Source organism: Pontibacter chitinilyticus (genome assembly GCF_039748935.1).
Lineage (GTDB): Bacteria > Bacteroidota > Bacteroidia > Cytophagales > Hymenobacteraceae > Pontibacter > Pontibacter chitinilyticus.
In genome coordinates, this window is the sequence record NZ_JBDIZJ010000001.1 from 227,383 (window position 1) to 245,129 (window position 17,747).

Genomic DNA, 17,747 nt, shown 5'->3' on the forward strand with positions numbered 1-17,747 from the left:
ACAGGTTTACGTGCTAAAATAATTGGAAAATAGTTTGTAACTACTTGATAATCATAGCTATAAAATAGCTATTTTTTTTACTTTTTTGCACCATTTTATAGGTGGCTATGTTTACCTAATGTACCATAACTAAGAAAGCTAAGGAGAAATGAATCAACCAAATAAGGAAACAAAAGAGCTGAAGAAATCTAAGATCGAAAGCTACGACATCGCCAAATCAGATGAGACGCTTCACCTGGCTATAGACTTGGCTAAGTTCATCAAAGAGAACCGTTTGTACCAGAATATACAGGGCAAAGAGTACGTGAACGTGGAAGGATGGCAGTATGCCGGTTCCCGTCTGGGTATTCTGCCTGTAGTGGAGCACGTGATTAACGTGAGCACTGACGATGAAATAAAGTACCAGGCAAAGGTGAACCTTCTGGACCTGCGCAGCGAACAGATTGTAGGCGCTGGCTTTGCCATCTGCTCGAATCGTGAGCAGGGCAAAAAGTATTACCAGGAGTTTGCGATTGCTTCGATGGCGCAGACACGTGCTATTGGTAAAGCATACCGTAACATCCTGGCGTGGATCATTCGTGCGGCTGGTTATGAGCCAACTCCTGCAGAGGAAATGGACTACAGCGGCAACGACCAGGCAGCTAAACCGGCAGTGCCTACCGAGAAAAAGCCGACTATGAAAGCCGCAGCGACAGCAAAAGCTACTGAGCCTGCGCCGGCAGCAGCAGCAGCAGAGCAGCCGGAGGAATCTGGTAGCGTGCGTTATGCGTCTGCCAAGCAGAAGGAGGAGATCATTCGCCTGCTGAACAATCCGGTGATCACACGCCAGGAGAAAACGAAGATGTTGCTCAACATCAACCGCTTCGACGAAGAGCGTGCCGGTCAGGCTATCGAAAAGCTGAAGAAAGTAATTGAAGAGCGCGAAGACGGACAGTCTGCCGCCGCGTAATTATACTTGATTTATCAGCAGTTAAGACCTGCTCCTGCAAAGGGGCAGGTTTTTCTTTTTGCAGGCAAGTATACCTGTTAATGTCTGCAGTAACTTGTATTTTTGTAGCCAACCTAACGCTCATTTTGTCCGACATCCACCACATACTTAAAATCTACTGGGGCTACGACCGCTTCCGGCCGCTGCAGGAGGAGATCATCCGCTCGGTGCTGGCGGGGCAGGACACGTTGGCGTTGCTGCCTACGGGTGGCGGCAAGTCTATCTGCTTCCAGGTGCCGGCGCTGGCGCAGGAGGGGCTATGCCTGGTCATCACTCCGCTCATCGCTTTGATGAAGGATCAGGTGGAGCAGCTAAAGAGCCGGGGCATCTCAGCGGTGGCGATTTATTCGGGCATGAGCCGCCGCGAGATCGACATTGCTTTTGATAACTGCGTGTATGGGGCTGTGAAATTCCTGTACCTCTCGCCGGAGCGTTTGCTCACCGAGCTGTTTCAGGAGCGGGTGAAGCGCATGAAGGTGAGCCTGCTGGCCGTGGACGAGGCGCATTGTATCTCGCAGTGGGGGTATGATTTCCGGCCACCCTACCTGCAACTAACTGCTTTGCGGGAATCGCTGCCCCAGGTGCCGGTCATCGCCCTCACCGCCACTGCTACCGAGCAGGTGCAGCAGGACATCCAGGAGAAGCTCAGCTTTCCAAAGCCCAATGTGTTTCAGAAAAGCTTCGCCCGCGCTAACCTGTCGTACTCCTGCCTTTATACCGAAGACAAAGCCAGCCGCCTGCTCGAGATGCTGCAGCGCATGCCGGGCCAGAGCATTGTGTATGTGCGCAGCCGCCGCCAAACCGTAGAACTGGCCAAATTCCTGCAAAGCCGCCGTGTCTCCGCCGCTGCTTACCATGCCGGCTTGAAGTTTGAAGACCGCAATGCCGCCCAAAAAGCATGGATTGAGAATAAGGTGCGGGTGATGGTGGCGACAAACGCCTTCGGGATGGGCATCGATAAACCGGATGTGCGGCTGGTCGTGCACCTGGATTTGCCCGAAAGCCTGGAAGCTTACTACCAGGAGGCAGGCCGCGCCGGGCGTGATGAGCAATATGCCTACGCTGTTATACTTTACAGTCCGAATGATGTGGCAGAGCTGCAGCGCAAAGTGGAGGAGGCGCATCCGGCGGTGGAGTACATCCGAAGGGTATACCAGTGCCTGGCCAATTATTACCAGCTGGCGGTAGGCAGCGGCCTGATGAGCAGCTTCGATTTTGACCTGGGGCCTTTTGCTAAGAACTATAAACTACAGGCCCTGGAGGTGCACCATGCCGTAAAGCGCCTGGAGCAGGAGGGTTTCCTACAGCTAAATGAAGGCTACTATTCACCTTCGCGGCTGCTACTGGCCCTGGAAAACACTGCTTTGTATGACTTCCAGCTCAAGAATCCCGAGCAAGACAAGCTTATCCGCGTGCTGCTGCGCATCTATGGTGGCGAAGCCTTTGTTAATTTTGTAAAGGTATCGGAGCGCAAGCTGGCTGAGCAACTCCGAATACCGGAGTCCAACCTGCGGCGCAAGCTCGAATACCTGCACAAGCTGCAGGTCATCCAATACGAGCCCCAGCACGATTCCCCGCAGTTGATCTTTACCAAACCCCGGCAGGATGCCGCCAGCCTGCAGCTGGACGTAAAACGGCTGAATGCGCTGCGAGAGCGGGCGCTGCTGCAGGCTAAGGAGATGGGCCGCTACGTAGAAACCTCCAACCGCTGCCGCACACAGCTGCTGCTGGAGTACTTTGGCGAAGTACCTGATACTCGCTGCCGCATCTGCGACTTTTGCCTGGCAGAGCGTAAGAAAGCGCGGGCAGGGCAGGAGCAGGAAATCCTGCGTGCCAAACTACTGGAGCTGGTACAGGTAAAGCCTTACCTGCCCAAAGAGCTGGTGCAGGCCTTTGAGCCAAAACATGCCGATATTGTTACATCCCTTATTCGCGAACTGGTAGATTTGGGCCGCCTCAAGTATAAAGAAAGCGGCAAGCTGGAGGTAGGGTAGCAGCCAAGCTTTATGTTCTCTAGCCCAGTTATTTGTACTGGCTACAGGAAACTACAACAGGTGCAATAAATTAGAAGAGCCGGGCTAAAGTGGCATAAAAAAGCCGGACATTTGCCCGGCTTTCTGTGTTAGGAGGCTGATTTGACCTTTTTTACTTTTCCAGTGTTTACGTCTTTGATAAACTTGATCACGCCGTTCATGTAGACCTGTTGGTCGTCCCACATGGCCAGGTGGCTGCCGTTGGGGCAGTAGAGGTACTGGCCATTTTGTACCAGCTGGCTCATTTCCTTCATCTCCTCCGGGTTCATGGTATCATACTTGGCACCCACCGTTAAGGTAGGCACCGTGATCTGCTTCAGGTCATTCCAGCGGTCCCATTTTTGCAGGATGCCGCCGGGCACAAATTCGCTCGGCCCCTGCATGTACTCGTATACTTTTTGGTTCACATGGCCCAGGCTGCGCATCACCGCTTCCGGCCACACCGGCAGGCGGCACAGGTGCTTGCGGTAATAATTGTCGAATACCAGCTGCTGGTAAACCGGGTTCATAAAGTCATTTTTCTGCTCGTATACTTCCAGCGAGTCGATGAGCGAAGGCCGCATCTCGGCCCGTAGCTTGGCATTATATACCGCATACTTCGGGAAGCTGGCCGTCATGTTGCAGATGATGAGGCCTTTGAGCTGGTCCTGGTGCTTTAGCGCGTACTCCATGGCCAGCATACCGCCCCAGGAGTTGCCCAGCAGGTAAAAGTTGTCCTTGTTCATGCCCAGCTGCTGGCGCACCTGCTCTACCTCTTCTACAAAGCGGTCGATGTTGTAGAGGCTCATGTCGTCGGGCTGGTCGGAGTAGGCAGAGCCAAGCTGGTCGTACTCGTAAAACTCGATGTTGGCCTGCGGGAAAAAGCTTTCGAAAGCTTCCATGTACTCGTGCGTCATGGCGGGGCCGCCGTGCAGCAGCAGCACTTTCATGGTGGGGCTGTTGCCAAAGCGCTTGGTCCATACTTTGTAACCTTCTTTTAGTTGCACCATCTGCACGCCTCCTGCCTGCACGTCGCCAGGTGTTTTAAAGTTGAGGTAGTCCGCTGTAGGTGCTTCTGCTGTGGCAGTATCATCCATCCGCTGGCAGCCAGAGGTTGAAAGCGCCAGTGCACCGAGTAAAGCGGCCAGCAAAGAAAAATGCTTTTTCATGTATACAATGTAAAGTGCAATTGATTTGAAAGGTACCGCTACCGCTCAAGGCCAACGGAAGATAAAAGATACTACTATTTTGCTTCACTTAGCAGTAGTGCAGGTAAATTTTACTTTGGAAATGGAGTAGCGATCAAATTCTGAAAGGATGGAGCCGGGGTTGCACGTATCTGCCAACATAAGGCTGCGTAGGAGCCCGCTTGTGCTTCGCTTCTGAGTGACTGCAGCGGCGACAGGATTTAGCGCTGTTACTTTTTCAGCCAGCTCAGCAACTGCTTCAGCTCGGCCGAAGTATACAGTTTTCCTCCAAACACCACCGCCTCGATAGCCTCCGTATTTTTGATGTCGGCCAACGGATTTTTGTTCAGCAGCACCAGGTCCGCTACTTTTCCAACAGCTACGGTGCCATACTTGTCGGCCCGGCCCATGGTGGTGGCGCCATTAATGGTAGCTGTGCGTAAGGCCTGCGCAGGTGTCAGGCCGGCCTGCTGCAGCATCTCCAGTTCCTTGTGCAGCGATTGCCCCGGGTATACGTAGGAGTTGTAGGCGCCTGCATCCGAGCCGGCAAGTATGGTAACACCTGCTGCCTGCATTGCCGGGATCATCTGCTGAAATTTCATTTCCAGGTTGTGTATGAATGTAACTGCTTCCGGCGATTGTCGTTTGGCGCTGTTGATTCTGCCGGCATAGGTTTTAATGATGCCGTCGTTGATGTAAGCTAGATACGCATCGTGGGTATGGTCCTGCTGTTGCAGGTTGCTGAGCACGCTGCCGATGTATAACGTAGGGGTAACAGCCGTATGATGCGCAGCCATTTTACGGTAAAAGCGTGCAGCAGTGGCCGTGTCGAAGGAGGCGTCGAGCCAATGTAGTGCCGTATAGAAGCCGACGGGCTTGTCTGTTCCCTCGCTGGCACGGATCACATTCGTAATGCTGTCTTCTTTGGTTGAGCCAGCTTTAAACGTATAGTACAGGTGTTCGGTAATGTCGAGGCCGTTGTCAATCGCATCGCCGAGCTTTACGCTGAAGGGCATGTGCCCCGCTGTTAGCATGTCCCGGGCTTCTGCCTGTTTGATAATCGCCAGAAAAACGTCACCGGAAATAGTGCTGTCATAGATCTTCACAAAATCAACACCGATCTTTTGCAGTGAGTCAAGTGCTGCGGGTACGTTGGCAACGGTGGCTACTTCAATAGAGCCTGCCCAAGTTGGCGTCGGACCGTCCAGTTTCGGGCCGGCTGAAATAATGTGTGGCCCCACGAGCCGATCGGCAGCGATATCTTTTTGCCATTCCTGTACAGCAGGATATAGGTCGCCGCCGGCGTCGCGCACGGTTGTGATGCCATTCACGATGTAGAGCGGAAGCAGGTTTTTAGTAGCTTCTTCCAGCTCGGGGCCACCGCGCAGGTGTATATGGTTGTCCCACAAGCCCGGAATCACATACTTGCCTCGCGCGTCTACCGTGTTACCAGCTTTATACTTCTTGCCTTCGCTGCTTTTGCCGATCTCTTTGATCAATCCATTGTTGATCACAATCGTCTTGTTGCGGAGCAGCTTGCCTTGTTCTACGTCTACTACATTGGCATGCGTTAACACCAGGTCAGGGGTATGTGCCTGCTGTAGCGTCGTACAGCTGTAGAAAGCGGTGCTCAGCAAAAGGAGCAAAGTATAGCGTAACTTTAAAAGCGTCATCTGGAGGCGTTGTTCGGGTACAGTATACGCAAGATAACAAAAACGAAAGAGGAGAAAATTCAGGTAGAATAAAACTGTTGTAGCAGTGGGCTGCTACTTTTTACGCGCAGGAGGCAGCTCCAGCACCATGTGTTGCGTGGAGATGGTGAAGCCCTGCGCCTCCCAGAACCGGATGCCCGATGTGTTCCTGATAGATACTTGCAGTTCCAGGTGATCAGCACCACAGTCGGTCAGCCATTTTTTGGCCGCCTCAAACAGCTCCTTGCCAACGCCGGTGCCCCTGTATTTCTCCCGCACCACTGTTTCAGCAATGTATCCTTTGTGGGCGAGTTTAAACCCGGGTGCTGCCTTGCGTATACTTGCCACCAGCAAACCCTGCCATTCGTCCTCCTGCACAAAAGCAAAAACGCGGGTATCCCTGTCTTTGAGCCTGTACAGCAGTTCAGCCTTCAACGCCTGCGTTTGGTCCGGCTTGTAGGCAAATACCCGGTGCAGTGGCTGGTGGTAGTCCAGCAGCTCGCGCCATAGGTCAAAAACATCTTCCAGGTCATCTGGCTCCGCTACGCGTATCATGGCAAATTGGTCTATTCTACAGCTGTGCTAACGCGGACAGTTGCAGAAAGATACTCTGGATAACAGCAACGCAGGGTAGGCGTGAGGAGGAAAGCTTCTACTTGTTCTAACCGGGATAGCCCTCCACCAGCAGCATGTTTGTAGTAGCCGCCTGCTGCCGCATGGCTTTGGCCGGGGCATACTCCGGTGAGTTCCACCAGGCCTTTGCCAGTTCTACGGTCGGGAACTCCAGCACTACCAGGCGGCTGGGTTGCCAATCGCCTTCCAGCGGTTCGGTTTGGCCGCCACGCACAATAAATCTGCCCTGGTAGGCCACCAGCGAGGGGGGCGTTAACTTTTTATAGTCTTCGTACGTGGCAGGGTCTGTCACATGGATATCCACAAGTATGTAAGCCGGCATAAGCGAACTTTGATAAAGATTTATATTTGTTTATTTGTATATATATAATGCAGCTGAATTATCTTAGCTGGACAAAGTACGAATATCGAAAAACTCCGCAGCAATCAAAAGTGCCTGCAAAAAGGCAGCTGCTGCTGAAGCGACTTTTTATGATGCTGTTGCTTTTGTATTGATTCATTTTTATTTAAATTTTAACTTTATAAGGCACACAGTGGTGTATGTGGTTTTATTTTCAAGAAAGTACTTTCAGAAGGCAAGATCCGGTATTTGATTACAACTATGAAAAAACATTATCGTTCTGAGAACAACTGCCTGAACTGTGGCGCTTCCATTTCCGGGAATTACTGTTCGAACTGTGGCCAGGAGAACCTTGAACTGCACGATAGCTTCTGGCACCTGGCTGCTCATGGCATAGGCCACTACTTCCACTTCGACTCCAAATTTTTTAACAGCATTATTCCACTACTCACAAAGCCTGGTTACCTGACGAAAGAGTATTTTGCCGGTAAGCGGGCCTCGCACCTGCACCCGGTAAGCATGTATCTTTTTATCAGCGTTACGTTCTTTTTCCTTTTTTTAAGCGATATCAATAGCGGTGATAAGAACGAAGAGGCCGATACAGAACAGGTACAGGAACTAAGCAAGGCGGACCTGCAGAAAGAAAAGGAGCAGCTAGCCCGGGCAAGAGAAAGTATGGCGCAGGCGAAGCAGAAAATGCCCGCAGCTGTTGCTAACTCGGGCGTCGCCAATCTAACGACTAACATCATTGACAAATCATTAGACTCGAGCCGCTTTGCTGGTCTGGATGGAAATGAGGCTGATGCTGTGGTGCTAAAGAAAGAGGCCGACAAGCAAGTTGGTGAATTCTTCGGCTTTGAACTTACGTCTGTAGAAAAATACGAGGCAAGGCAGCAGGCTTTACCCGCGAAGTCGCGCGACAACATGTTAGTGCACTATATTAATAGAAAGCTGCTGAAGATTTTTAACGACAAAGAAGCTGCAGCGGCCTTTAAGGAAACACTGGTGCACAACGTCCCGAAAGTGATGTTTATCCTGCTGCCGCTTTTTGCGCTGATCATGATGGTGGCCTTTCCGCGATCGAAGAAATATTACATTGAGCACCTGGTTTACTCTATTCATATCCATGCGTTCATCTTCCTGTTCGGCTCTATCCTGATCGTGTTTGCGATGATCTTTCCGTCGTTGGAGGATTACCTGCAGACGTTCGGCTTCTTTGTTATCCTGTGGTACATTTATCGCTCTATTCGGGTGGTATATCAGAACTCGCGGCGCAGAACCATCTTTAAATTCATTGCCCTTTCGCTGGCTTATTCCTTTGTGCTGTGTGTCAGTGTTCTCGTGTTGGTGTTCGCTACCTTTATGTTAGTTTAATTGTCTAATATACAGTAAGTTACAAAATTATATATCCACAATACTAGCTTAGGGATTGTAGTCTGCGCCCGTACAATGACCGGCGTAATCAAGTATAGCTATATCTGATTTGGCGCGAGCGGGGATGTCGCTCCAGTGACTACTATCCTGTGGCTGGCAGAAGTCTTTTTCCAGGTTTTTAGCTAAATAGATAAGCGTATACTATACTAGCGGCGGACGGTTTTCAGGTACAGTTCTTCCACTTTCTGGCGTGCCCAAGGCGTTTTGCGCAAAAACGAGAGGCTCGATTTTATACTTGGATCATTATTAAAACAGTTGATATTTATTTTGTAGCCCAGGTGTTCCCAGCCATAAAAATCGACGAGGTACTCCAGTATCATCTGGAGCGTTTTACCATGCAGGGGGTTGTTCTTCTGATCTTCCATGAGCTGCAAAACTAGCAAATCCTGCTGATAATACGCACGCCACCCAGGCGCAGGTTCTGCTGGAGGCTGTTACATGACTAGGGCTAAAACCTTTTGCGCTGGCTGAAGTTGAATAAAATATACAGAAGACCAACATCCAACCAAGATAAAATGAAAGCAATTGTTCTGACTGAGCCGGGCGCACCGGACAACCTGCAGCTGAAAGAAATAGAGAAGCCATCGCCACAGAAAAAGGAGGTGCTGGTACGGGTAAGAGCCGTTAGTGTAAACCCGGTAGACACGAAAGTGCGTGAGGGAAAAGCCCTTTATACTTCGTTGAAAGATGAGGACCCAATCATACTTGGCTGGGATATTTCGGGCGTGGTAGAGGCGGTAGGCGATGAGGTGGAATATTTTAAAGTGGGAGATGAGGTGTTCGGGATGGTTAATTTTCCGGGGCATGGCAAGGCGTATGCCCAGTATGTAGCAGCCCCGGAAGCGCACCTGGCGCACAAACCTGCCAACATAACGCACCACGAAGCTGCAGCGGCTACTTTGGCTGCGCTGACCGCCTGGCAGGTACTGGTGCATCAAGCGGGTATAAAAGCTGGGCAGCGTGTGCTCATACATGCGGCGGCAGGCGGGGTAGGCCATTTTGCTGTCCAGATCGCCCGGTATTTTAATGCCATTGTAATCGGTACTGCCTCTGAAGAAAACCATGAGTTCCTGAAAACCCTGGGTGCCGATGAGCAGATCGATTACCACAAGTATAACGTGGAAGACGTGCTGCAGAACGTAGACATTGTGCTGGACTCGCTGGGAGAGGAAAACACGCGGCAGTCGCTTCAGACGCTGCGACCGGGCGGTAAAGTGATATCCATACTTGGTGGCGCCAAAGAGCAGGTGCAGGCAGCGGCAAAAGCAAAGGGAGTGGAGGCCAGCAATTACCTGGTACATTCCAGCGGTGAAGACCAGAGCCAACTAGCTGATCTGATGCGGCAGGGGCACCTCCGGTCTCACGTGTCGCATGTATTTGATTTTAAGGATATGGCCAGCGCCCACGAACAGGTAGAAACGCACAAGACCCAGGGCAAAGTAGTGGTTACGGTGGATTAAAACACAAAGCTGCCGCCGTCAACACTTACGGCGGCAGCTTTGTTATCTGATCACGCTGCAGCGAATGCTGCGTTGCCTTAGTGCTTAAAAGCTGATGCTGGCCAACAGCTGGCTCGAGATTAGGGTACCGCAGGCGTTTACACCGGTATACAGCGTGGTGTGATTGTAACGCCCTTCCAGCTTCAGCTCGCTTTTGTTTGCAAATGGCGAGAGCGCCATGCCCAGGCCACCGCTCCAGCCTGCAGCCAGTTTGTTCACATCAGGCGAGTAGCCAAATTCGATGTTGCTATACTTCCGGTTGCCGCTCTGTGAAATTCGCCGGTCAGCATGCGGACCGGCATTTGCAAAGAACTTGATCTTTCCGGTGGTGGTATACTTGAACAGGAGCGGCACCCGGACATACTTCATGGCGATATGAATTTCATCCGGATAAAATGCATCCGGCGAAAGAAGCTCTCCCTTGTAGCTGTGGTACTGGAACCCGAGAATGGAAGATAGGTGCAGGCCCACGTGAAGCTCTCCGAACACACCAGCATTAGGGTTGATGTACGTGCCGTAGTTGTCAGGTTTGGCCACCACGTTGTTTAGCTCCACGGTGCTGCTTGCCATACCTGCTTCTATCCCTTTGGTAAAGTAAAACTGCGTTTTGTTGCGGTGCTCCACAACAGGGGCATCAGGGGTGGCGCAGGTGTTGTAAGCAATAAAAAACTGCGATAGCCCCCTGGCACCGTAGCTGTACTGCCGCATAAAGTTAGAATCGTCGAATTTAATGGAAGGGCAATCGGGGAGACTGACTTTGAGGCGGCCACTATACGTTTGCTGCTGCAGGGGCTGCAGTTCGCCTTCCGCTTTCTGAAACAGGAAGTGTGCTTTACCATCTTTATCCGTCATTTTATAGAGACTCACGTTGCTCTCAATCAGCTGCTTCAGAAACACCTTTTCTCCCGAAGCTGCATTTGGCAGGGAAGCAGCGACAAAGCGTTCGTTGCCGTAAACTACCACGTTTACATCCTCAGGCCTTAGCTCTTGCTGCACTTGCCCCTGCTGGGCATTATTGTAGTAAAAGCGGTGGGTGTTCTTTTTGTCACTTCCTCGCAAAATAACTGCTTGCACCGTGTCACCTTGCAATGTTACGTAGTAAGAAGGCTCTCTGGTCTGTGCCTGGGTATGGCGGGTTGCGAAAAGCAACAGGCTGCTCACAGCAAGGACAATCGTAAAGTTCATTTTCATGTATGGCATTTAATAGAGGTTAAGCAACAGGATGTAGGGCTTCCGGTATACTACTAACACCGAGGGTGCCTTTTTGTGGGTAAATATAAGGATATTGTTATAAAGTAATATAAGTGAATAATCTATTCGGATATGGAGACTAAACCAGCGCTAGAAGTATGGCTGCGTGGGCCGCTGCCGGACATGCCGCCTTTGCTACAGCCGATGGCACACGCCCTGCTGCAGGCCAGGGAAGAGGTAAGAAGTTTGATGGCTGCTTTTCCGGAAGACAAGCTGTGGCAACGGCCGGCTGGGGTGGCCTCAGCAGGTTTTCATCTGCAACACCTAACCGGCGTGCTGGAACGGCTCTTTACCTATGCGCGGGGCGAACAACTAACGCCCGCGCAATTGAGCGCACTAGCCGCTGAAGGAAAACCGCCGGAAACAGGAGGAAGTGTACCGGTATTAGTGGAGGCTTTTGCGCGCCAGGTAGACCAGGCGCTGGAGCAACTGCGCCAAACCGATCCGCAGATCCTGACAGACCCGCGCGGGGTAGGACGCGCGCAAACCCCATCAACGGTGGTTGGCTTGCTGGTGCATGCCGCCGAACACACCATGCGCCACGTGGGCCAATTGCACGTAACGGTGCGGGTGCTGCAGGCAAGCTAGTCCGACGCGGCTAAGTATAACGGGAGTATAAAAAAGGCAGCTTCCGATCAGAAAGCTGCCTTTTTTATAAGATTGAAGGAGACTCAGAAGCCCAGTGGCTTGCCTGGCTCAAAATCCAGCGCGATGGAATTCATGCAGAAACGCTTGCCGGTTGGTTTCGGGCCATCATCAAAAATATGGCCGAGGTGTCCGCCACAACGGCCGCACAGTACCTCCGTGCGCTCCATGCCGTACGATCTGTCTTCTTTATACACAACGCTGTTTTTACGGATGGGCTCATAGAAACTAGGCCAGCCGCACTCACTCGCAAACTTGGCATCGGACTTGAACAGGGCATTGCCGCAGGCCGCACAGTAGTAGGTGCCAATGCCGGTGGAGTTCCAGTACTTGCCGGTAAAGGCGCGCTCCGTCTCGGCATGCCGGGTCACCTCATACACCTCTTCCGGCAGCACCTTTTTCCAGACAGCATCCGACAGGTGCAGCTTGGTGGTATCCGTGCGGGAGTAGTAAGGGTTATTCGGGTGATCAGCTTGCGTCGTGGTCTGGCTGCTTGGCTTTTTAGCAGTAGGTTGTCCCTGGCTCTGGCAGCTCAGTAGTGAGAAGCTGGACAGGGTAAGTATGAATAGCAGGTATCGTGTCATAGTGTTTTGGAAAAGCTTTCTGTGTAACAAACGATGTAGCAGCAGAGCTGGATTGCCTGCCTTGAGGTTAGATTGCAAAAACTGTGCGGGAATGTAAGGCAGCAGTTTGATGCTCCCCATTAGAATCTTCAAACTCTGGGTAAATCATGAAAAGCATTCCTTTGAGATGCTCTTGATGTCCGTGCCAAAAGCCCTATCTGATTCCTTAAATGGGAGCTGATACCTTCTACCTGCTTCTTGAGAATAAATGCTGTATGTGATCCAAAGTCCGGCTTTCTTTTTGATACTTCTTCGTAGATTCTATACTTTTTAGGGCTGCCAACTACCTAAAATACTAAACTTACGACGCTTAGCGCTACGTGCGAAGAAAATTTTGCTTCTTCAGAGGCGCTTGCCGGAGTATGAATGGTATCGCTTCAAGCATCAATATAGCATTCCATACCAAAACCAGGAGAAAGCAACAACTGCAAGTATAAATAACGCTATCTTAAAACAAAAACGCCCCTGCTTTCGAGGGAGAGCAGGGGCGTTTTTGTTTTAAGATAGCGTCTTAGTAATCGTCGCGTTCGATGGCGGCTACACCGGGCAGTGTTTTGCCTTCCATATACTCCAGCAGTGCGCCGCCGCCCGTGGAGACGTAGGACACACGGTCGGCATAACCCAACTGGTTTACAGCCGCCGCAGAATCACCGCCGCCAATGAGCGAGTAAGCACCGCGGCGGGTTGCGTCTACTACGGCATCGGCAACAGCTTCTGTGCCTACAGAGAAATTAGACATTTCAAACACGCCCATTGGGCCGTTCCAGAGGATAGTTTTAGAGTTGCGGATCACATCGGCGTATAGTTCGCGAGCATCGGGACCGATGTCCAGGCCCATCCACAGCGGGGGAATGTGGTGGCTCAACTTTACGTCTACATTGGCGTCGTTACTGAACTCATCGGCTACCACCGAGTCGACGGGGATCATCAGGTTTACCCCTTTTTCGCGGGCCATGGCAATCAGGCGTGCTGCCAGGTCTACTTTGTCTTCTTCGAGCAGCGAGGACCCCACATTACCGCCATCCGCCTTCACAAAGGTATAAGACATACCCCCGCCAATTAGCAGGTTATCTACCTTATCCATTAGTTTTTCGATGATCAGGATCTTGTCAGATATCTTTGCGCCCCCCATGATCGCCGTGTAGGGGCGCTCAGCGTGCTCGATCACGCGCCGGGCGTTTTCCAGTTCTGCCTGCATCACGTACCCCACTACTTTGTCTTTCGGGAAATAACGCGCAATTACTGCCGTAGAGGCATGTTCGCGGTGGGCAGTGCCGAACGCATCGTTCACGTACACATCGCCCAGGTTGGCTAACTGTCGGGCAAATTCTGCATCGCCTTTTTCCTCTTCCTTGTGGAAGCGTAGGTTTTCCAGCAGCAAGATCTCACCGGGTTTCAGATCGCGGGCCAGCATGGCGGCTTCCGGACCGGTGCAGTCGCTGGCAAAGCCTACAGTGGTGCCAAACTCCCGCGACAGATGATCAACCAGGTGCACGAGCGAATACTTCTCTTCCGGTCCGTTTTTAGGGCGGCCCAGGTGCGACATCAGAATGACAGCGCCGCCATCTTCTAAAATTTTACGGATAGTAGGTACGGCAGCCCTGATCCGGGTATCATCCGTAATATGGTGGTGCTCGTCGAGGGGAACGTTGAAGTCCACGCGCACCAAAGCTCTTTTGCCGGCAAAGTTATACTCGTCTATGGTTCTCATCTGATATGGTTATAGTTTCAGGTATAGATATTCGTTTTTCGTGATTCGTGAGATTTTGTTGCTGTTTCGCAAGTATAAGCAAATATAGTGAAACAGGTATAACCCCGAAAACAAGCTGCACGTTGGGCACCCTTGTGTTTTTGCTTAGGCATGGGGAAAGTCGCTGTTGGTTTAAAAAGGAGTATAAGCGTTGTTGTGCCGGGTCCAACCACCCCTGCTCCTCAGAGCTACGCTCGCAAGCTTCGAACTCGCGTTCTCGCTTATCCAAGGAGGGGAGTTCTGTAGCTGCTTTGGCTGGAGCAAGTGCGTTGTAGTTCTAGCTAATCAGGAACACCTTCCTTGTAATAGTTTATACTTCAGCACAAGTATAAGCTTAAGCTATGAGAATGGATTCCAGTCCTTGGGTTGAGCGCCTCGAGAGTTTCCGGTGCCGAGCTTTTTAGCGAGGCAGCCCGAGGCACGAGGGCAGGAAACGAAAGCAGCGCGATGCCCTTGTCGGGGGCCCCTGCACCCCCAGGACGTGCCCTCGCGGGCTTAGAGCGCACCAAAGCCAAAGATGCAACAGGACAGTATAAAACTGCGCATCAAACAGCTACTAGTACGTATAGCCTGCCTGATAAAGTATAAACTACGGCTAACAAGTATAGCTTGCCAGATAAAGTATAAACCTCATCTACCAAGTATGAACTGAAGTATGAGCAAAGACTTGGAAGTGGCAGCAACCGGTAAACACAGCAAGTGAGGAACTGCCATGACTGCAGCTAAAGGCAACAGCAGAAATCATCCTGAACTCAAGACAAGCAAAACAGCGAAACATCCTACAAACCCTGCTGCTTGCAAACTAAACTTTTAACGCTTCACTTTATCCCGCTGTTTATTACCTTTGCATAGATGAAAGTAGGAATAATTTTCGGTGGACCATCCCGGGAGCGTGAGATCTCTTTTGCAGGTGGCCGTACGGTTTACGATAACTTAGACAAGGCACTGTTCGAGGCTGTTCCCGTGTTTGTGGACAGCCTGGGCAACTTCATACTTCTGGACTGGCAGTATATTTACAAAGGCACGATCCGGGACTTTTACCCGCCAGTGGCAGCCTTGCCGGAAACGGAACATGGCCTGCAGATCTACATGGAATCGCTGGGCGCGCTGAGTATAGCCGAGCAGGACGAGATCATTGCAAAGGCGGGTAAGCGCCTGCAGCCAAACGAGTTTCAGAAGCACTTCGACTTTGCGTTTCTGGCGCTACATGGGCCTTACGGCGAGGATGGCAGCATTCAGGGCCTGCTGGAGTGGTACCACATCCCATACTCCGGCTCGGGCATACTGCCGTCGGCCATCGGCATCGATAAAGCGGCACAAAAGGAGATGCTCCGGCAGAATGGCTTCCCAACCCCTGATTACCGGCTGATACAGTATAACGATTGGTCGGATAGGGAGCAGCGCGAAGCAATATTCCGGCAACTTGTAGCTGACCTGGGGCTGCCGCTGGTGTTAAAGGCGCCGCACCAGGGTTCTTCCATTGGCGTGTCTATCATCAAAGAGGATAACTTTGCCGCTTTTGAGACAGGGGTAGAACGTAGCTTTTTCACCAAAACTATTTACAAGAGCCAATGGCTGGCACTTAGTGAGGAAAAGCAGGTGACCAGCATGAAGCAACTCGTGGACATCCGCGAAGGCATTGGCATGCCGGTCCTGCTACCCGACGGCACCATCGTATATCACCCCGAAGAGCTGCTGCGTCACATCAACCAGACATTCAACCAATCCGCAACAGACAGCATCACCCTGACCAATATAGAGCACGAGCAGCAGGTAGTGGTCGAGGCGTTTATACAAGGCAAGGAGTTCTCGTGCATTGTGGTGCAGGAGGAAAACGGCAATGCCCTGGCGCTGCCGCCGACTGAGATTGTGAAAGGCAGTGAGGTGTTCGATTACCGTTCCAAGTACCTGCCAGGCCTGAGCCGCAAGATCACGCCGATTAACCTGCCCACTGAGCAGATACAGGAGATCCGTCAAGCGACAAGCAAGCTGTTCAAGGCTTTTGGGTTTAACGTATATGCGCGCCTCGATGGCTTTATTACGGAGAGCGGAGACATATTTTTAAACGACCCGAACACGACTTCCGGCATGCTGCCTTCGTCGTTTTTCTTCCACCAGGCCGCAGAGATTGGACTTAACCCTTCACAGTTCCTGACCTACATCATCCGCACGTCGGTGGCGGAGCGCCTGAAGTCGGGTAAGGACACGGTGAAGCTCACGCGCCTGCTGCAGCAACTGGATAAAGCCATCAAAGACGAGCAGACGCACCGCCACGATAAGATCCGGGTGGGGGTGATCATGGGCGGCTATTCCTCTGAGCGCCACATTTCGGTGGAGAGTGGCCGTAACATCTATGAGAAGCTGTCGTCGTCGGTGAAGTATGAGCCGCTACCCATTTTCCTGACGGGCAGCAACGAGGCGCATCGCCTGTACACCATTCCGGTGAACATCATGCTGAAGGACAACGCCGACGATATCAAAGAAAAGATACAGCATTTTGAGCAGGGCGGGAAACCGCACCCGGTGCTGGCACAGATCATGCAGGAGGCCGAAAGCATCACCCGCAAGTATACGGGCCACCCGCTGCAGGAACCGCAACGCATCACCTACGCCCAACTGAAGAACCTGGTGGATGCCGTGTTCATTGCGCTGCATGGCCGCCCGGGCGAAGATGGCGCGATGCAGGCCGAGCTGGAGAAACTGCATATTCCGTACAACGGCTCCGGTATCCGCTCCTCGCAGATCACCATTAACAAGTATGAAACCAACGAAATATTAGCCACACACGGGGTGCCGGTGGCCAAGCATGCCATGGCCCTGAAGGAAGACTGGCTGCAGGACAAAGAAGGTTTCTACCAGAAAGTAGAGGCTGATTTTCCGTATCCCTTTATCGCCAAGCCAGCCGATGATGGCTGCAGTTCGGCGGTGAAGAAGATCAAGAACCGGGCGGAACTGGAGGCATTTAGTACGCTGATGTTCCGTGAAATAGAGGAGCTGGACACCGCCTGTGCCCGCACGCTATCGCTGGGCTTTAAAGAGGAGTTCCCGAACAAAGCAGGTTTTCTGGTGGAAACGCTGATCTCGCGGGACGGCGCGAAACACTTCCTGGAGATCACCGGCGGCTTGCTGACCAAGTATGGACCGGATGGCAATGTAGATTACGAAGTGTTTGAAGCGTCTGAGGCGTTGGCGGAAGGAGAGGTACTGTCGCTGGAAGAGAAGTTTCTGGCAGGCGAGGGGCAGAACATCACACCGGCCCGCTATGCTGTAGATCCGGAGCGCCGGCAGAAGATATCAGATAAGGTAAAGGAAGACCTGAAGCGGGTAGCGCAGATCCTCAACATCGAGGGCTACGCGCGCATCGATGCTTTTGTGCGGGTGTTTGAAAACAATGAGGTGGAGACGATCATTATCGAAGTGAACTCGCTGCCTGGCATGACACCGGCCACCTGCATATTTCACCAGACGGCCATCAACGGGTACAAGCCGTACCAGTTCATCGACCGTATTCTGCAGTACGGTATTGAGCGTACCCGCATGAAAAATATGGAGTAGTTTATTGTTAAATGGTTTGATGGTTACATTGTTAAATCAATATTAGAGAATTAGAGGTGTCTTAGCGCATACCTGAAGTATAAATTAAGGGAGATGAAGCAAAAGCTCTTATTCTAGCGCTTCGCAACCATTTATCATT

The 17,747-nt window shown here is 51.7% G+C and carries 14 protein-coding genes; 6 read left to right on the plus strand and 8 right to left on the minus strand.

Going from position 1 to position 17,747, the window contains the following annotated elements; translation table 11 throughout:
* Window positions 1-148: 148 nt before the first annotated feature.
* Window positions 149-949 (plus strand): hypothetical protein, encoded by an 801-nt coding sequence (locus ABDW72_RS00905; RefSeq protein ID WP_347156551.1) that lies wholly within the window; start codon window positions 149-151, stop codon window positions 947-949.
* Window positions 950-1,029: 80 nt separating this feature from the next.
* On the plus strand, window positions 1,030-2,982 hold the full coding sequence (locus ABDW72_RS00910; RefSeq protein WP_347156552.1) for a RecQ family ATP-dependent DNA helicase: 1,953 nt from the start codon (window positions 1,030-1,032) through the stop codon (window positions 2,980-2,982).
* A 128-nt stretch (window positions 2,983-3,110) separates the two neighbouring features.
* Here ABDW72_RS00910 and ABDW72_RS00915 read toward each other — a convergent pair whose 3' ends face one another.
* From ABDW72_RS00915 to ABDW72_RS00930, 4 genes are all read right to left on the minus strand, one after another.
* Entirely contained in the window at window positions 3,111-4,169 is a 1,059-nt protein-coding gene (locus ABDW72_RS00915) for a proline iminopeptidase-family hydrolase (protein WP_347156553.1), read from the minus strand.
* 248 nt (window positions 4,170-4,417) lie between these two features.
* Entirely contained in the window at window positions 4,418-5,860 is a 1,443-nt protein-coding gene (locus ABDW72_RS00920; RefSeq protein ID WP_347156554.1) for an amidohydrolase family protein, read from the minus strand.
* 93 nt (window positions 5,861-5,953) lie between these two features.
* Window positions 5,954-6,433 (minus strand): GNAT family N-acetyltransferase, encoded by a 480-nt coding sequence (locus tag ABDW72_RS00925; RefSeq protein WP_347156555.1) that lies wholly within the window; start codon window positions 6,431-6,433, stop codon window positions 5,954-5,956.
* A gap of 106 nt (window positions 6,434-6,539) precedes the next feature.
* On the minus strand, window positions 6,540-6,833 hold the full coding sequence (locus tag ABDW72_RS00930) for a DUF1330 domain-containing protein (RefSeq protein WP_347156556.1): 294 nt from the start codon (window positions 6,831-6,833) through the stop codon (window positions 6,540-6,542).
* A gap of 279 nt (window positions 6,834-7,112) precedes the next feature.
* Between ABDW72_RS00930 and ABDW72_RS00935 the strand changes: the two genes are divergently transcribed.
* A complete protein-coding gene (locus ABDW72_RS00935) occupies window positions 7,113-8,225 on the plus strand; it encodes a DUF3667 domain-containing protein (RefSeq protein ID WP_347156557.1) in 1,113 nt (370 codons plus the stop codon).
* A gap of 206 nt (window positions 8,226-8,431) precedes the next feature.
* Here the strand turns inward: ABDW72_RS00935 and ABDW72_RS00940 are convergent, their stop codons facing one another.
* The gene (locus tag ABDW72_RS00940; RefSeq protein WP_347156558.1) at window positions 8,432-8,650 is read right to left on the minus strand and encodes a VF530 family protein; all 219 of its coding nucleotides are present in this window, start codon (window positions 8,648-8,650) and stop codon (window positions 8,432-8,434) included.
* 150 nt (window positions 8,651-8,800) lie between these two features.
* On the opposite strand from ABDW72_RS00940, the gene ABDW72_RS00945 reads away from it, so the two are divergent.
* On the plus strand, window positions 8,801-9,745 hold the full coding sequence (locus ABDW72_RS00945; protein ID WP_347156559.1) for an NADP-dependent oxidoreductase: 945 nt from the start codon (window positions 8,801-8,803) through the stop codon (window positions 9,743-9,745).
* An 84-nt stretch (window positions 9,746-9,829) separates the two neighbouring features.
* Here the strand turns inward: ABDW72_RS00945 and ABDW72_RS00950 are convergent, their stop codons facing one another.
* Window positions 9,830-10,975 (minus strand): outer membrane beta-barrel protein, encoded by a 1,146-nt coding sequence (locus tag ABDW72_RS00950; protein ID WP_347156560.1) that lies wholly within the window; start codon window positions 10,973-10,975, stop codon window positions 9,830-9,832.
* Window positions 10,976-11,107: 132 nt separating this feature from the next.
* Between ABDW72_RS00950 and ABDW72_RS00955 the strand changes: the two genes are divergently transcribed.
* Complete coding sequence (locus ABDW72_RS00955; protein ID WP_347156561.1) at window positions 11,108-11,623, plus strand: DinB family protein; 516 nt, start codon at window positions 11,108-11,110, stop codon at window positions 11,621-11,623.
* A gap of 83 nt (window positions 11,624-11,706) precedes the next feature.
* Here ABDW72_RS00955 and msrB read toward each other — a convergent pair whose 3' ends face one another.
* Both msrB and ABDW72_RS00965 read right to left on the minus strand, forming a co-directional pair.
* The gene (msrB, locus tag ABDW72_RS00960; protein WP_347156562.1) at window positions 11,707-12,264 is read right to left on the minus strand and encodes a peptide-methionine (R)-S-oxide reductase MsrB; all 558 of its coding nucleotides are present in this window, start codon (window positions 12,262-12,264) and stop codon (window positions 11,707-11,709) included.
* 550 nt (window positions 12,265-12,814) lie between these two features.
* On the minus strand, window positions 12,815-14,014 hold the full coding sequence (locus tag ABDW72_RS00965; protein WP_347156563.1) for a phosphoglycerate kinase: 1,200 nt from the start codon (window positions 14,012-14,014) through the stop codon (window positions 12,815-12,817).
* Between the two features lie 891 nt (window positions 14,015-14,905).
* Between ABDW72_RS00965 and ABDW72_RS00970 the strand changes: the two genes are divergently transcribed.
* The gene (locus tag ABDW72_RS00970) at window positions 14,906-17,608 is read left to right on the plus strand and encodes a D-alanine--D-alanine ligase family protein (RefSeq protein WP_347156564.1); all 2,703 of its coding nucleotides are present in this window, start codon (window positions 14,906-14,908) and stop codon (window positions 17,606-17,608) included.
* Window positions 17,609-17,747: the final 139 nt, after the last annotated feature.

Bases quoted from the DNA above. Each gene is read 5' to 3' on its own strand.
- ABDW72_RS00905 (WP_347156551.1), top strand. From the start codon at position 149: ATGAATCAACCAAATAAGGAAACAAAAGAGCTGAAGAAATCTAAGATC.
- ABDW72_RS00910 (WP_347156552.1), top strand. From the start codon at position 1,030: ATGTCTGCAGTAACTTGTATTTTTGTAGCCAACCTAACGCTCATTTTG.
- ABDW72_RS00915 (WP_347156553.1), bottom strand. From the start codon at position 4,169: ATGAAAAAGCATTTTTCTTTGCTGGCCGCTTTACTCGGTGCACTGGCG.
- ABDW72_RS00920 (WP_347156554.1), bottom strand. From the start codon at position 5,860: ATGACGCTTTTAAAGTTACGCTATACTTTGCTCCTTTTGCTGAGCACC.
- ABDW72_RS00925 (WP_347156555.1), bottom strand. From the start codon at position 6,433: ATGATACGCGTAGCGGAGCCAGATGACCTGGAAGATGTTTTTGACCTA.
- ABDW72_RS00930 (WP_347156556.1), bottom strand. From the start codon at position 6,833: ATGCCGGCTTACATACTTGTGGATATCCATGTGACAGACCCTGCCACG.
- ABDW72_RS00935 (WP_347156557.1), top strand. From the start codon at position 7,113: ATGAAAAAACATTATCGTTCTGAGAACAACTGCCTGAACTGTGGCGCT.
- ABDW72_RS00940 (WP_347156558.1), bottom strand. From the start codon at position 8,650: ATGGAAGATCAGAAGAACAACCCCCTGCATGGTAAAACGCTCCAGATG.
- ABDW72_RS00945 (WP_347156559.1), top strand. From the start codon at position 8,801: ATGAAAGCAATTGTTCTGACTGAGCCGGGCGCACCGGACAACCTGCAG.
- ABDW72_RS00950 (WP_347156560.1), bottom strand. From the start codon at position 10,975: ATGAAAATGAACTTTACGATTGTCCTTGCTGTGAGCAGCCTGTTGCTT.
- ABDW72_RS00955 (WP_347156561.1), top strand. From the start codon at position 11,108: ATGGAGACTAAACCAGCGCTAGAAGTATGGCTGCGTGGGCCGCTGCCG.
- msrB (WP_347156562.1), bottom strand. From the start codon at position 12,264: ATGACACGATACCTGCTATTCATACTTACCCTGTCCAGCTTCTCACTA.
- ABDW72_RS00965 (WP_347156563.1), bottom strand. From the start codon at position 14,014: ATGAGAACCATAGACGAGTATAACTTTGCCGGCAAAAGAGCTTTGGTG.
- ABDW72_RS00970 (WP_347156564.1), top strand. From the start codon at position 14,906: ATGAAAGTAGGAATAATTTTCGGTGGACCATCCCGGGAGCGTGAGATC.